Annotated in this window: 12 protein-coding genes; 6 read left to right on the forward strand and 6 right to left on the reverse strand. The window is 57.8% G+C overall.

Going from position 1 to position 13,857, the window contains the following annotated elements; genetic code table 11:
- Positions 1-48: 48 nt before the first annotated feature.
- Complete coding sequence (locus AC0B60_RS11220; protein WP_465085893.1) at positions 49-1,140, forward strand: TRAP transporter substrate-binding protein; 1,092 nt, start codon at positions 49-51, stop codon at positions 1,138-1,140.
- Between the two features lie 2 nt (positions 1,141-1,142).
- Here AC0B60_RS11220 and AC0B60_RS11225 read toward each other — a convergent pair whose 3' ends face one another.
- Positions 1,143-1,985 carry a 23S rRNA (adenine(2030)-N(6))-methyltransferase RlmJ gene (locus AC0B60_RS11225; RefSeq protein WP_465085894.1) on the reverse strand — a complete coding sequence of 281 codons (843 nt, stop codon included), beginning with the start codon at positions 1,983-1,985 and terminating at the stop codon, positions 1,143-1,145.
- A 212-nt stretch (positions 1,986-2,197) separates the two neighbouring features.
- Here AC0B60_RS11225 and AC0B60_RS11230 point away from each other — a divergent pair, with 212 nt between their 5' ends.
- The 5 genes from AC0B60_RS11230 (at position 2,198) to AC0B60_RS11250 (ending at position 8,576) form a co-directional block, all read left to right on the forward strand.
- Positions 2,198-3,526, forward strand: coding sequence for an imelysin family protein (locus tag AC0B60_RS11230; protein ID WP_465085895.1), 1,329 nt, complete (start codon positions 2,198-2,200; stop codon positions 3,524-3,526).
- 55 nt (positions 3,527-3,581) lie between these two features.
- Positions 3,582-5,000: a di-heme oxidoreductase family protein gene (locus tag AC0B60_RS11235; RefSeq protein WP_465085896.1), complete on the forward strand. Its 1,419-nt coding sequence runs from the start codon at positions 3,582-3,584 to the stop codon at positions 4,998-5,000.
- A gap of 9 nt (positions 5,001-5,009) precedes the next feature.
- Positions 5,010-6,053, forward strand: coding sequence for an imelysin family protein (locus AC0B60_RS11240; protein WP_465085897.1), 1,044 nt, complete (start codon positions 5,010-5,012; stop codon positions 6,051-6,053).
- Positions 6,053-7,177 (forward strand): DUF1513 domain-containing protein, encoded by a 1,125-nt coding sequence (locus AC0B60_RS11245; RefSeq protein ID WP_465085898.1) that lies wholly within the window; start codon positions 6,053-6,055, stop codon positions 7,175-7,177. The genes AC0B60_RS11240 and AC0B60_RS11245 overlap by 1 nt, the downstream gene beginning before the upstream one ends.
- Positions 7,178-7,262: 85 nt before the next feature.
- A complete protein-coding gene (locus tag AC0B60_RS11250) occupies positions 7,263-8,576 on the forward strand; it encodes an MFS transporter (RefSeq protein WP_465085899.1) in 1,314 nt (437 codons plus the stop codon).
- Here the strand turns inward: AC0B60_RS11250 and AC0B60_RS11255 are convergent.
- The 5 genes from AC0B60_RS11255 to AC0B60_RS11275 all read right to left on the reverse strand — a co-directional run bounded on the left by AC0B60_RS11255 (position 8,573) and on the right by AC0B60_RS11275 (position 13,751).
- On the reverse strand, positions 8,573-8,944 hold the full coding sequence (locus AC0B60_RS11255; protein WP_465085900.1) for a DUF4870 family protein: 372 nt from the start codon (positions 8,942-8,944) through the stop codon (positions 8,573-8,575). The two genes, AC0B60_RS11250 and AC0B60_RS11255, sit on opposite strands and share 4 nt — an antisense overlap.
- 65 nt (positions 8,945-9,009) lie before the next feature.
- Complete coding sequence (locus tag AC0B60_RS11260; RefSeq protein ID WP_465085901.1) at positions 9,010-10,650, reverse strand: methyl-accepting chemotaxis protein; 1,641 nt, start codon at positions 10,648-10,650, stop codon at positions 9,010-9,012.
- A 220-nt stretch (positions 10,651-10,870) separates the two neighbouring features.
- On the reverse strand, positions 10,871-12,901 hold the full coding sequence (locus AC0B60_RS11265; protein ID WP_465085902.1) for a PhoX family protein: 2,031 nt from the start codon (positions 12,899-12,901) through the stop codon (positions 10,871-10,873).
- A gap of 152 nt (positions 12,902-13,053) precedes the next feature.
- Positions 13,054-13,356, reverse strand: a complete 303-nt coding sequence (locus tag AC0B60_RS11270) for a hypothetical protein (protein ID WP_465085903.1) — start codon at positions 13,354-13,356, stop codon at positions 13,054-13,056.
- 134 nt (positions 13,357-13,490) lie between these two features.
- Positions 13,491-13,751 (reverse strand): hypothetical protein, encoded by a 261-nt coding sequence (locus tag AC0B60_RS11275; protein WP_465085904.1) that lies wholly within the window; start codon positions 13,749-13,751, stop codon positions 13,491-13,493.
- Positions 13,752-13,857 lie beyond the last annotated feature (106 nt).

Consider the following 13,857-nt stretch of genomic DNA (forward strand, 5'->3'; position numbering starts at 1 on the left):
TGTGGTATCTTGTCGGCATGATTTTGTAGAGACCAATGGAGACAAACCATGCGAAGATTCTGCCGCGGGCTAACCCCATTGCTCTTGACGGTTATGCTTGTCCTGGCAGGATGTTCAGACAGCCCCGCACCGGTGTCCAGCGGTGACAATGATGAGAAGCCATCCTACCCCGTTACCTGGCGCTTTGCCCCTGAGGAAATTGAAGGCAGCGTACAACACCGTTATGCCCTTGAATTCAAGGACCGTATCGAGCGTATATCCGATGGCAACATCCTCGTTGATGTTTTTCCCTATGGCTCTATTGGCACGTCACTCCAACTGACGGATCTGGCCCGGGAAGGCTCAGTCCATCTCGCTTTCGCCTCCCCCGGCCACCTGGCCAACGTTATTCCCGAGGTGGGCGTGTTCACCCTCCATTATCTGTTGTCTGATGACGAAGAGGTGAATCGTGGCGTCCTTGCCAGCGATGATTTGAAGCAACTGTTCCACGAGCCTTACGAGGAGCAGGGCCTCAAGCTTCATGGTTTCGTACCTGAGGGTTGGATGGTCTGGACCGCCAACAAGCCCTTGCGGAGCCCCGCGGACTTCGACGGACTCACCATCCGCACCATGACGTCGGACATCGCTGAAGAGACCTATAAAACCTATGGCGCGACAACCAGCCAGGTTCCTTTTTCGCAGGTCTACAGCGACCTTCAGTTACGCCGCATTGACGGGCAGGCCAACCCTGTTTTCGCCATTGAAGAGATGGGATTCTACGAAGTCCAGGGTGTGATGACGTTTGCCAAACCTGCCCAGTTTGTCACCTCAGTGGTTTCCAATACGTCGTGGTTTGACGCCCTTCCCGAAGACCAGAAACTCTGGCTGGAAGATGCTATGGATGAGATTGCACCGCTGGCTTACGAGGTACAGGCTGAGCTCAATGCAAGCCGTCTCAATACCATCATGGAAAACAGTAGCATCCGTGTGGTTGAACTGACCGAGGAAGAGCGGAACCGTTTCCGCGAGGCCAGCCTACCGGCCCGTGAGGCCTATATCCGTATGGCTGGCGAGCGCGGAGCGGCCATTATGGACCAACTCCTGACAATGCTCAGAGACATGGAGTCCGCAACACCGACGCCGGATACGACCAGCCAATAGCGCTATTCAGGCACCAGCCATGTGCTTTTCGATACCAGGCCCAGGCAGCCGTCATCGGAAACCGCATCCATCATCCCTGCAAGCCGTGTGTCGAATCCCCAGGGCGGATTCACCACCAGCAATCCGGACCCGGACATTCCACGTTGTGGTGCCCGGTTAAGTGCAACTTCACTGCACAGCACCTTGCGCACAGGCCCATCAGACACCGCGTTCTTTAACCGTTCGTGGGGAGAACCCGCCAGAATCGGATACCAGATCAGATACACCCCATGACGGCATTTCTGCCACGCTCGCGCCAATGTGTGCGCCACCTCTTCATAGTCGCTTTTGATCTCATATGAAGGGTCCGTCAGCACCAACAACCTTGGTTGCCTGGGCGGCAGATGGCGAAGCAACCCCTTTAATCCATCCTCCTGAAAGACCTTGACCCGGGAATACCTGGCAGCCCACTGGCCCAGGGTTTCGCCTTCGGCGGGGTGCAACTCGAAGGCGGTCAGGGAGTCCTGCTCTCGCAGATACCGGAGGAACCAGCGCGGCGACCCCGGATAACTCGCCAACTGTCCGTCCTTTCCCTCCCCGGCGGCCAACCCATGCAGGATGGCCTGCCAGTCGTCGGAATGCAGCTGGGCCCGAAGCGGCCAGATCTTCTGGATCCCGGCGGCGGCTTCGCCGGTTTTGAGCGCCCGTTCTCCAGCAAGGTCGTAGCTGGCGCTACCGGCGTGAGTATCAAAGCAGGCGATGGCAGACGATTTGGCCTGCATCATTCTGACGGCAAGCACCAGGGCAGCGTGCTTGTGAACATCGGCAAAATTACCGGCGTGAAAAGCGTGGAGGTAACTCAGCATTACAGACTCCTGACGATAGGGGCACCATTAAGCTACAGCAGGAGCAGATTTGGCAAACGTTTCCGACGGGCCGGGGGCTCTCTCCGTCCAATAATCCTCAGCCGGACCAATAGAATTGCAAATCATTCTCGTAGCCGTTGCAACGGGCCGCCCGCTCTCTATAATGCGAATAATAATACGTTTTATTTAATCAACAGCGAAAGGACATCGAAATGGCCCTGCCCCCAAACGCATCAGGTATTCCCCTGGTACTCGCTATCTCTGCGACGCTACTGACAGCTTGCAGCAACGGCGAAGAAGCCGCCTCCACATCCTCGGCAACCGAAGAGTCGACGGTAGCAGAAGCCATCACCAAATCCGATGTCGTGGAACACTACGCTGACCTGGCCCATGCAAACTTCGAAGACGCTCTGACCGCCGCGCAATCCCTCGATAACGCCGTGGACTCCTTCCTGAAAAGCCCGACCGAAGATAACCTGCAAAAGGCGAAACAGGCTTGGCTGGCTTCCAGGGTCCCCTACCAACAGACTGAAGTGTTTCGTTTTGGTAACGCCGTTGTTGACGACTGGGAAGGGCAACTGAATGCCTGGCCGTTGGATGAAGGCCTGATTGATTACGTAAAAGAAGATGGCTACCAATACGAACTGGGCAACGAAGGGGCTACGGCAAACATTATCGCCAGCACGGAGATCAATATTGGCGGCACTACAGTCGATGCTTCCAGCCTGACACCAGACCTGCTGGCGGAACTGAACGAAATCGGAGGCTCGGAGGCCAACGTGGCCACCGGATACCACGCTATTGAGTTCCTGCTGTGGGGCCAGGACCTGCACGGCTTCGATCGCGGCGCCGGACAACGCCCTGCAACAGACTACGCCCAGGGCGAAGAGTGCACCCATGGCAATTGCGACCGCCGTGCAGCCTATCTGGATGCAGCGACCGATCTGCTGATCACCGATCTAGAGTGGATGGTCGCCCAGTGGGCACCCGGCCAGGAAGACAACTACCGCTCCCGGTTGCTCGCCGAAACCCCGGATGCTGCTGTGCAGAAAATGTTTTTTGGCATGGGCTCCCTGTCCCTGGGTGAGCTGGCCGGTGAGCGCATGAAAGTCGCCCTGGAAGCCAACTCCTACGAGGATGAGCACGACTGTTTCAGCGACAATACCCACAATTCCCATTACTACAACGGCCAGGGTGTGGCCAACATCTATTCCGGCAGCTACACCCGGATTGATGGTTCTGAACTGACCGGACCGTCACTGTCCAACCTGGTCGCCGAACTCAACCCGGAACTGGATGAGACCCTGAGCCAGCAGTTCGAAGACTCGATGGGTGCGCTGAAAACCATGAAATCCAGCGCCGAAGCAGAGTCAGAGCCGATGAAATTCGATATGATGATCGCACCAGGCAACGAGAAAGGCGCGGAGATCGTGAACGGCGCGATTATGGCGCTGGTGGCGCAAACCGGTTCCATCGAACAGGCCGCCCGCGAGCTGGGCATCAACTCGCTCAAGCCTGATGACGCCGGCCATACGTTCTAGCTGATCCACTAACTTGCTGATCCACTAAAAAGTAACGACACGTTGTAGAGAAACCATGCGCCAACGCCCCCTGCTACTGCTGACCTTATCTTCGGGAGTGGCCGTAGCAGCGGCCTTCGCCATGGCCACCGCCCAGGAACCTTACCCGATCCAGGCAACGGCCAAGACAGGGGGCGAAGGCACCGTGGATCAGTTCGATCACAATGCTTATTCCCTGCCTCAGGCCAACCTGTCCATGACCAAGCGCCTGGATTTCAGTGTTGGCAACAGCTTCTTCCGCAATCCCTGGGTTGAAGCACCTGCCAGCACGGATGCCCGCGATGGCCTGGGGCCACTGTTCAACACCAACTCCTGCCAGGGGTGCCACATCAAAGATGGCCGCGGACACCCTCCCGGCGCCGATGACAGGCCCATTTCCCTTTTCCTTCGCCTTGCCGTTCCGGCAGGCCCCGAGAAGGATGCCGAGATTCTGCGGAAACACGGATTCAAGCCTGCCCCGGTTTACGGCAGCCAATTGCAAACCGCCGCCCTGCCCGCAACCAAACCGGAAGCCGATCTGGTAATCGCATGGGAGCCGGTGACGGAAACCCTTGCGGACGGCACCGAAGTAGAACTGCGCAAACCGGTCTACCAAATCGAGAACCCCAACTATGGCCCTCTCCCCGAGGACCTGCTGGTATCTCCAAGGGTTGCCCCGCAGATGATTGGTATGGGCCTGCTGGAGGCTATTCCAGTGGATAGTCTCCAGGCACTGGCTGACCCGGAGGACACGGACAACAACGGTATATCCGGCAAGCTCAATCAAGTGTGGGACCTGGAACGCCAGCAGACCGTGCCGGGCCGATTCGGCTGGAAAGCCGCAGAACCGAACGTCCATCAACAGAGCATGGGGGCCTTTGCCGGTGACATGGGGCTGACCTCCACCCTCAAAACGACTACCGACTGCACACCCGCGCAGAACTGTGGGCATTTTGCCGACGGCGGCACTCCGGAAGTAAGCAATAAGGTGAGCAGTTTTGTTACTTTTTACGCCAAGAGCCTGGCCGTGCCTGCGCGTCGCAATCTCAATAAGGCGTCCGTTCAACAGGGTGCGGAACGGTTCAATGAAGCCGGCTGTGCCAGCTGTCATACGCCAAGGCACAAAACCGGCACCGCAGCAGATCGCCCCGATCTCAGTAACCAGACCATCTGGCCCTACACCGACCTGCTTCTGCATGACATGGGCCCGGCACTTGCCGACGGCCGGGGAGAGTTCCTGGCCGATGGCAATGAATGGAGAACACCGCCTCTCTGGGGTATCGGCCTGGCCCAACTGGTTAATCCGCAGTCAGGGTTCCTCCACGACGGGCGGGCGCGAACGTTTGAAGAAGCCGTGCTCTGGCACGGTGGTGAAGCGGGGCCGGCTGCCGAACGTTACCGCAAGATGCCCGCCGAAGACCGGGAGGCACTCCTGGATTTCCTGAATTCTCTCTGAGGACACGCCATGCAACCAATGACCAAAGCCGTGGGCGTTGCTGCCCTGATATTGGTTCCACTTGCCAGCACGGCTGCAGGCCTGCCTGAAGCGAACCACAAGGCGAAACAGCAATGGCATCAGGGCATCCTTGCGGGCTACCAATCGCTGGCAGCCGAAACCAGTGAGTTATCCGGTGCCGCAGATAACTACTGCAACGGATCGGAGCAGGGGTCACGCGAGACTCTGGAGAACGCCTGGCTGGTTGCCTTCCTGGCCTGGCAACGGGTTCGCTTTGTTGACTTTGGACCGATCGAAAACGACAACCTTGCCTGGCAGTTCCAGTTCTGGCCCGACCCGAAGAACCTCGTTGCCCGCAAGGCCAGCTACCTGTTGAATTCGGAAGACACGATATCGAGTGATGTCATTGCCGAGTCCGGCGTAGCCGTACAGGGTTTTCCAATGCTGGAGTACCTGCTGTATGACGAACCATTGAATGCCGGCACCAATGAGCTACCCGCGAAAAAGACCTGCAGTCTGTTGATGGCGATTACCGGGCATATCGAAGCCAATAGCAGGCAACTCAATGACCAATGGCAAGCGTTCCGCGAGCACTACCTGGCGACTGAACAGTACCGCGACGCCACGATCCGTGCCGGCATGGCCGCCCTGGAAATCCTGGAAGAACGCCGGCTTGCCCAGCCCATGGGGCTTCGTGGAAACGGCAAGCGATCAATCTACGCCGCCGATGCCTGGCGTAGCAGCAGCAGCCTGAAAACCATAGAGGCGACCATTCACGGCCTGGAACAGGCTTTCCTGCCTGGCCTGACGCAACTGCTCAAGGAAAGCGACCAGCCAGCACTGGCTCCACGAATAGACAATCAGTTCGGAGAGGTTCTGGAGCACTTCCCAGAGCTCCATCGCCCCATGACCGAACTGCTTTCCAACGACGACGCCTTTTCCCTGCTCCAGGGCTTCTACGTCGACGTCTCTCAGCTAACCACTCTGATCAATGATCAGGCAGCGGTTGAACTGGGTGTGATTCGCGGTTTCAATTCCAGCGACGGCGACTGATGAACAGAGGCAACAGGCACCCCGGAGGTGCGCTTATCAACCGGAGACAATTACTGAAAGCGGGTATGGCGGGAGGACTGGCAGCCACCCTGTCCGGCTGCAGTCTGCTGCCTCGGAAAGCGGACTACGCGCCAGATCAGTATGTCGGCGCCGTGGGACTGCCCGGGGGTAAGTTCGGCATTAGTGCCATCAACCGCAAAGGCCAGCCCGTATGGGAATCGCCAGTCGACACCCGTTGCCATAGCGGCTGTGCACGCCCGGGGGGCTCACAAGTCGTTTTTTTCGAACGCCGGCCCGGCTGGGCGTTTTACGGGTTCGACGCCCACAGCGGCAACAGGACAAATCGTGTCAAGGCGGCCTCCGGGGAACACTTTGTCGGTCACGGAGTGTTCTCCCCCGACGGCCGATGGCTCTATGTCACCGCCAGCCGCTACGAACAGGGACAGGGCATTATTGCCATTTATGACGCAGAGCAGGACTATCGGCGGGTCGATACCTTTGAGCTTCAGGGCATTGGCCCCCATGAACTGACACTGCACCCGGATGGGGAAACCCTGGTGGTTGGCCTGGGCGGCATAATGACCCATCCGGACTACGATCGCCTCAAGCTGAACCTCGACACCATGGAACCCGCGCTGATCCTGATGAACCGTCACAGTGGTCGAATTATTGGGCGATTCAACCCTGCCCATCACCAGCAAAGCGCCCGTCACGTCAGTACCGGTTCAAACGGCCGGGTGTACGTTGCCTATCAGTACCAGGGCCCGCTTCACGAGTCACCTGCCCTCATCGCCCGGCTGGAAAGCGGACAGCTCCAGGAAGTCCGATTCGATGAGGATACCCAGGCAGCGCTGGCCAACTACATCGCCAGCGTGGTTGCCCACCCGGAGAGCGACCTTGTCGCTGCCGCGTCCCCGGTGGGTGGCACCGCCGTGGTGTTCAATGGCATCACTGGCGAACTGCTGGCCAGGGCGTCTATCCCCGACTGCGCTGGTGTTCAGGCTTTGTCAGGAGGCGATTTCCTGATTTCCTCCGGACGCGGAAAACTGGTGCGCCTGGGACAGGACAACCAGCCACGGCAAATCGCCGATCTGCCGGTTCAATGGGACCACCACCTGGTCTGAATCCCCCGCAACTCCGTTCTCCTGCCTTAAGGCGACAGGCCTTAGCTGGTATCCTTATAAGCCATTCGTTCAGGAGGACGGCACCTTGCCCGCCAGAAACAAGGACACCCTCGACCAGGTTTACAGCCTGATTGCCAACGAAGAAGACGCCCGGGTTTGCACGGACATCCCCGAAGAAGCCTGCCGCGAGGTGCCACGCAATTTCTTCCTGATCCTCGGCAGCAACGTGCTGACCAAACTTGGTGATTTGCTGATCAGCCCCAAGACCGTGCTGGCCTGGCTTTTGAGCGCTATCGGGGCGCCTGCCCTGGTGGCCTGGCTGGTCCCGATCCGGGAGTCTGGCTCGATGATTCCGCAAATGGTGATTGGGGCCTGGGTGCGGCGCAAGCCCGTGCGTAAATGGTTCTGGACCCTGGGAAGCTTTGGCCAGGCGGCCAGTGTTCTGGGCATGGCAGCGAGCGTCTGGTTTCTGGAGGGCTACGCCGCGGGCGCCGGCGTGGTGGGCGCATTGGTGCTGTTTTCGCTGGCCCGCGGGTTCTGTTCGGTGTCCATGAAAGACGTGCAAGGCAAATGCATCCCCAAGAAGCGCCGGGGCCGGCTATCGGGGCTGGCCTCTACCATTGGTGGCACCGCCACCGTGGTACTGACGGCTCTGTTGTTCTGGGAACGAGGCGATCCCGGGATACTCTTCTACACCCTCCTGCTATTGCTGGCTGCGAGCCTCTGGGTCATCGCTGGCATTCTGTTCGCATCTGTTGATGAATACGAGGGCGAAACCGGCGGTGGTGGTAACGCCTTGGGGGACGCGATAAACAGCCTCTCCCTGTTAAGGGATGACCCTCCATTCCGGCATTTCGTGATTACCCGGGCCTTACTACTGTGTTCCGCGCTGGCATCCCCCTACTTTGTGGTGCTCGCCCAAAAAAACACCGACAGCGGATGGCTGCTGGGTGTGTTCCTGCTGGCAAGCAGCCTGGCCAGTTCGATCAGTGCGAGTGTATGGGGCTGGATGGCGGATGAATCCAGCAGGCAAGTCATGATCCGGGGAGCAATCATTGCCAGCGGCGTATGCCTGATGGTGGGAGTCACGGCATTGTTAGTGGGGAGCGGCATTGGCGGAGGCTGGTTCTATCCGGCTGCGTTCTTCGTCTTGAGCATTGCACACGCCGGGGTTCGCCTCGGGCGCAAGACCTATCTTGTGGATATGGCCGGAGGCAACAAGCGCACTGACTACACATCCGTCAGCAATACCGTTATCGGTGCCCTGTTGCTGGTAACCGGCGGGCTGACAGCCCTCGTCGCGATGATCTCGGATGTGGCGGTCATCATCACCCTGGGCCTCATGGGGCTGGCCGGCGCCATCAGCGCTACCCGGCTCAGGGAAGTCAGTGCAAGCTAACTCACCTGTGGGGACTTTCCGTCGTTCAGGGCCAGGGCACCTTTTACAATGCGGTAGATGATCCAGATGGAGATGCCCAGCAACACAAACCAGCCGATGATCAGTGGCGTCGTCACAATGCCAATCACCGTCCATAACAGGCCGATCCAGAAGGTCCGTATCTGCCAACGGAAATGGGGCTCTATCCAGGTGTTCCTTACGTCATCAAGCTTGACGTAATTGATGATCACACCCACCAGACCGGTAATGCCTCCGACAAAGAACGACAGCGCCTGCAGGATATAAACCAGCACAGCCAGGTTGCGGCTTGGTTCTTCACGTCGTGATATGGGATCTGCGTTGGCGGGGACGTATTCGTGCTCTGACAAGTCACTCTCCTCTGGCTCCACGCTCGCAGTGTATCACAGCAACAGGCACCGGAAACCGCTGGAGCTCAGCGGCTGTCCGGTTTGTAACCCAGACGGAAGCCGCCCCAATGCTTGCCATTCACGTAAATCGGCACTGACAGGTCATGCATAACCTCGCCGGTATCCCGGCGGTAGGTCTGCAGCAGCATATTCTGGGTATGGCTGCCACAACGGGCACCGGTACGGTCGTTAAACAGCCGCTTGCTGCGACTCTTGACCAGATCCACTTTCGGGTCACCCGTTGGTGCGTGAGCGAAATCGCGATTGTGAGTCGGCACATAGCCATCCGGCGCTGCGGCAATCGCGAAGACCATGGACGGATGGGCCCCTTTCACCGCTTCTTGCACAGTTGGCAATTGTTGATCCGTAAACCGGTCAAAGCTGCTCGAATACTTCGGCGGATCGGTTTTAGGAATGGGGGCTCTTTTTTTATCAAACAGGGCGTTTTCTGCCAGCTGTCCATCACGAACCGCCTGTTCAAAGAGCTTACCAATCCGGTCTGCCCCCTGCCGGGCCTGGTCGTAGAAAAACCGGTGATAGCTTTCACCGCTGTTCAACGCAAACGCCGCGTTGGCTTCTTCCGCCAGTTCCATCAGCGTCGCTGCCTGCTGGGCAAGCGACGCAACGCTGGTATCGCTTTCGGTAATCTGGTCCCGAACCGTTTCAATGGCCGACGACACCTGCTTCAGACTCTGCTCGTTATTCTGGTCAATTTCGGCAATTCGCGCCACTTGCTGCTGCACACGGTCGGACTGATCACGAATCTGATCCAGGCGCTCACCAACGCTTTCAACTGACCCCAGGCCGGATTCAACGCTCTTGGCCAGGTCCTCAATCCGCGAGACAATCAGGGAGGTGTCGGAACGTATTTCCTGCAGCGTTTCGGCCACCTCACCTGTTGCCTGAGCCGTTCGCCCGGCCAATTGCCTGACTTCGTCGGCAACCACCGCAAAGCCCCGGCCCTGATCGCCGGCACGAGCTGCTTCAATCGCCGCATTTAAGGCAAGCAGGTTGGTTTGTTCCGCGATGCCCTGAATGGTGGTAGTAACACCCTGGATCTTGTTGGATTTCTCGTTCAGTTCCTGAATTAACCTGAGGTTTTCGCTGGACTGCTCGTGCACGGCTCGCACGCTATTGATGGCGGAGGTCAGCGCATCACGGCCCTCAACGCTCACCTGACGATTCTGCAGAGCCATGGTTGCAGCGTCGGTGGCCTGCTGGGCAGACTCACGCACACTCTCGGTAATTTGCCCCGCATACTCCGCCATGTGCGCGGTTTCACTGACCTGCCGGTCCAGGCGGGTTTTTAGTTGGTCGGCCGCGTAGGACACCTGGGCCGCAGAGATGGCACTTTTGTCGGCACTGCCAGACAGTGTTTCCACCAGCGCACGCCCTGCTTTGGCATCCGCAAGGAGGCTTGCACACTGTTTGCCCAGTGGACTATCCGCTGGCAGCTCACCGGCGTTGAGTTGCTTGATGGAACGTTCCGCCGGTTCCAGCACGCGTAAAACCAGATACGCGGTGGCGACGACCAGGCCAATAGCCACGCCAGCCACCAGCGACGCGCTATCCAATCCTATCAACGGCGCCACCAGAAAAGCCCCAAAGGCGACGACAACGGCGAGTGACATCCCCACAACCAGAACAGGCCGACTGAGCAAACCCATATCCACCTCATTGTTTTCATTATTAGTGAATGCATCTTTTTTGACGACTACTCGTGAGAGTAAAGAATTGACCTTTACTTATAACTGCTACTTTAGTTGAGCAATACTGGTTTTACGGCAGATTGAGGAAGAACTGAAACAAAAAACCGCAACACCGAAGCCATCCTGATGGACAAATCCGGTGTTGCGGCTTGTTTTAATCGACGTGCGGCAGCCTCTGTCAGGCTCCGATCACACCGCCGTCGTCTTTGGTCACAATAACGGTGGCGTCTCGGGGACGGGACTCCGCCGCGTTCGGCCAGTTGCCGTCCGGATGCTGAATGTTGACGAACATGGTCTTCACATCCGGCGTACTGACGACACCCGTAACCTCGCAACCCTGGGGGCCCACAAAGAAGCGCTTGATTTCGCGGGTTTCCGGATTGGCAGCCAGCATCATGTTGTTGAAGTACGGATCAGCATCAGAGCCATCGGTCTGGATCCACAGGCGGCCGTTGTAGTCGAACCAGAGCCCATCCGGGCTGTTGAAAATGTTGTCGTCGTTCAGTGAGACGACGGTTTCACCATCAACAACGGTTTCCGTACCCTGCTCGCCAGCAAAGACAAAGATGTCCCAGTCAAAGCTGGTCGCCGTGTGATCGTTACCTTCTTCTGTCCAGCGAATGATGTGGCCGGTGGCATTGGGAGAGTTCGGGTTGGCGGCGTTGACGTCGTCGAACCCTGGCTGGCCCCGGTTCGAGTTGTTTGTCAGGGTGAAATAGACCTCGCCAGAGTTGGGATCCACAGCGCCCCATTCCGGGCGGTCCATCGTCGTAGCACCGGCGATATCGGCTGCGAGGCGCGTATTTAGCAAAACGTCAGCCTGGTTCTCAAAACCGTCGAACTGGATATCGCCAACCATGTTGCCTTCGGCCGCAGCAACCTTGCTGGCGAAATCCGCGTCGTCCAGGTCCAGCGCCAGCCAGTCACCTGAGCCATCCTCGTTGAAACGGGCAACGTACAGGGTACCCTCATCCAGCAGGTAACCACCGGCCGTCGCGGCGTAGTATGGCTGGGACGACACAAACTTGTAGATGTACTCAAAACGCGAGTCGTCACCGGAGTAACACACCACCGGCTCTCCTTCCTTTGCCGGCGCAAAGATGACGCCTTCGTGGCCAAAGCGTCCCAATGCGGTTCGTTTCTGGGGTTTGCTTTCCGGCGTAAACGGATCAATCTCGACCATGAAACCGTAGGTGTTGGCCTCGTTGCGGTAATCGTCTGTAGCCGCAGCCCCGGTCATGCTCACGTTGAACCGTACATATTGATCGGCCGCACTATCTGCCAGCTCCCAGTCGTATCGGCTCGAACTACCTACACCATGCCGGGTCTGCTCGCGGGGCTGGGTCGCATCACTATTGGCAAAGTAACCATGCCAGTTCTCTTCCGCCGCAAGATAAGTTCCCCAGGGCGTCGGGCCCATCGCGCAGTTATTCAGGGTACCGCGAGTTTCGGTCGCGTCCGGGCTGTAGGTGGTTACCAGCTTGCTGTAGCCACGCAACGGGCCCCGCATGTCCATTTCAGTGTTGCCGGTGATGCGACGATTGAATGGGCTACCAAAGACGATGTCCCAGGTACCGTTGGTGTCACGTTTGATGTGGACAACAGACACACCGTGAGCGGCAATTTCCTTGCGAACCTCGTCGGCGGGGCGGACACCACCATTATCACCCGCATTGGTCGGGCCGTTGGCATGAATTGCAGCCTGATTAATATACTCATGGTTCATCACCAACAGGCCTTCGGTTGAGCTGTTGCCACCCGCCTTCTGGTCAATCGGGAAGAAATGAACACCGTCATGGTGCATGCCCATTTGCTGTTCCTGATCAGCACCGGTATTGGTGCCATCGGCGCTGTACTCAGGATAGGAACCGGTGATCGGGGTACCCCAGGGCAGGAACGTGACTGAGGAATAGCCTTCGGGAACAACGATTTCATTTGCGGTGGATCTGGCAACGGCTTTGAACCCCAGGTCCGTATTGGCGGGGTTTCCGGTGGTCATACCATTACTATCATCGTCGTCATCGCTGCCACAGCCGGCGAGGCCCAATCCCATGACGCTGGCCAACGCGGCGCCAACGGAACCTTTCATAACGGTGCGGCGCTGCAGACGGGCCGCGAGGACCTGATGAAAGGGCGTATTGCTTGAATGGTTGACTACGGGCTCGTAATTGGGATCCAGGTAGTTGGGATCCAGATCATGCTTTGCCATGGTCCTGCTCTCTCTCGAGTGGGTTATTGGTTTTCGAGAGAACAGTGTCGGTGGGTTAGGTGACAGATTTCAGACAGTAAAAAGACAGTTTCTTTAACATTTTCTTACAGCCAAAAAAGCCTGCCCATCAAGGGCAGGCCACAGACGCAATCTTATTGCATGGAGTCGCCGGCTTCCTCGGCAGCTTCGCCCATTTCCTCACCGGTTTCGTCCATTGCCTCGCCAGTTTCTTCGGCAGCATCCCCTGCGGCGTCCTTGGTTTCGTCCCAGGCGCTGTCATTCTGGCCGGTGGCGTCTTCGTAGGTTTCTTCGACCGCATCGCCGGCGTCATCCGCCATTTCCTCAACGTTGTCACCGGCTTCCTCGAGATCAACTCCTTCGTCGTCGTCCTGGCTGCAGGCTGCAAGGCCCAGCGTCATTAACAATGCCAGTGCGCTCAGTGTCAGCTTGTTCATAATTGTGTCCTTTCATTGGAGTGTGAAAACAACAGCGACAAGTCTACGACTGTGACGGTGCGGGCACAATTACCTGACGATTACGCTTTTGTTATTGGCAACAATAAGTTAGAGAAAGCAATGACCTGCAAACATCAGATGGCACCGGCCACGATAATACCGTCTAGCGTGAGTACGTGGTCAAGGCGAACCATATGGCCACGCCCCAGAAATACAAACTCCTGGCCAGCGCGACTGAACAGGTCACGAATGATGTCATGGGTTGCGCAGATCTGGCCGGCATCGTCGCGATAGACAATCTCAGCCAGCTTTGAGGAGGTCAGATACTCCCGGAGCAAACTGTGAACTTCACAGCGCACCGGGCGATAGGCGTTGGAGGCGTGTCCCGACGTCATGGCAGGTTCTTCCCTGTGGGTGCAGCAGGATAGGAAAGCGCTCCGAAACGCTGATACCTGCATTCCGGAGCCTGCCTACAGTCTGGTTTAGATTGTGTCAGTCCGC

The organism is Marinobacter sp. V34 (assembly GCF_055524115.1).

What these genes read in the sequence shown, in the direction of transcription:
- AC0B60_RS11220 (WP_465085893.1), top strand. Translation starts at nt 49, where the DNA reads ATGCGAAGATTCTGCCGCGGGCTAACCCCATTGCTCTTGACGGTTATG.
- AC0B60_RS11225 (WP_465085894.1), bottom strand. Translation starts at nt 1,985, where the DNA reads ATGCTGAGTTACCTCCACGCTTTTCACGCCGGTAATTTTGCCGATGTT.
- AC0B60_RS11230 (WP_465085895.1), top strand. Translation starts at nt 2,198, where the DNA reads ATGGCCCTGCCCCCAAACGCATCAGGTATTCCCCTGGTACTCGCTATC.
- AC0B60_RS11235 (WP_465085896.1), top strand. Translation starts at nt 3,582, where the DNA reads ATGCGCCAACGCCCCCTGCTACTGCTGACCTTATCTTCGGGAGTGGCC.
- AC0B60_RS11240 (WP_465085897.1), top strand. Translation starts at nt 5,010, where the DNA reads ATGCAACCAATGACCAAAGCCGTGGGCGTTGCTGCCCTGATATTGGTT.
- AC0B60_RS11245 (WP_465085898.1), top strand. Translation starts at nt 6,053, where the DNA reads ATGAACAGAGGCAACAGGCACCCCGGAGGTGCGCTTATCAACCGGAGA.
- AC0B60_RS11260 (WP_465085901.1), bottom strand. Translation starts at nt 10,650, where the DNA reads ATGGGTTTGCTCAGTCGGCCTGTTCTGGTTGTGGGGATGTCACTCGCC.
- AC0B60_RS11265 (WP_465085902.1), bottom strand. Translation starts at nt 12,901, where the DNA reads ATGGCAAAGCATGATCTGGATCCCAACTACCTGGATCCCAATTACGAG.
- AC0B60_RS11270 (WP_465085903.1), bottom strand. Translation starts at nt 13,356, where the DNA reads ATGAACAAGCTGACACTGAGCGCACTGGCATTGTTAATGACGCTGGGC.
- AC0B60_RS11275 (WP_465085904.1), bottom strand. Translation starts at nt 13,751, where the DNA reads ATGACGTCGGGACACGCCTCCAACGCCTATCGCCCGGTGCGCTGTGAA.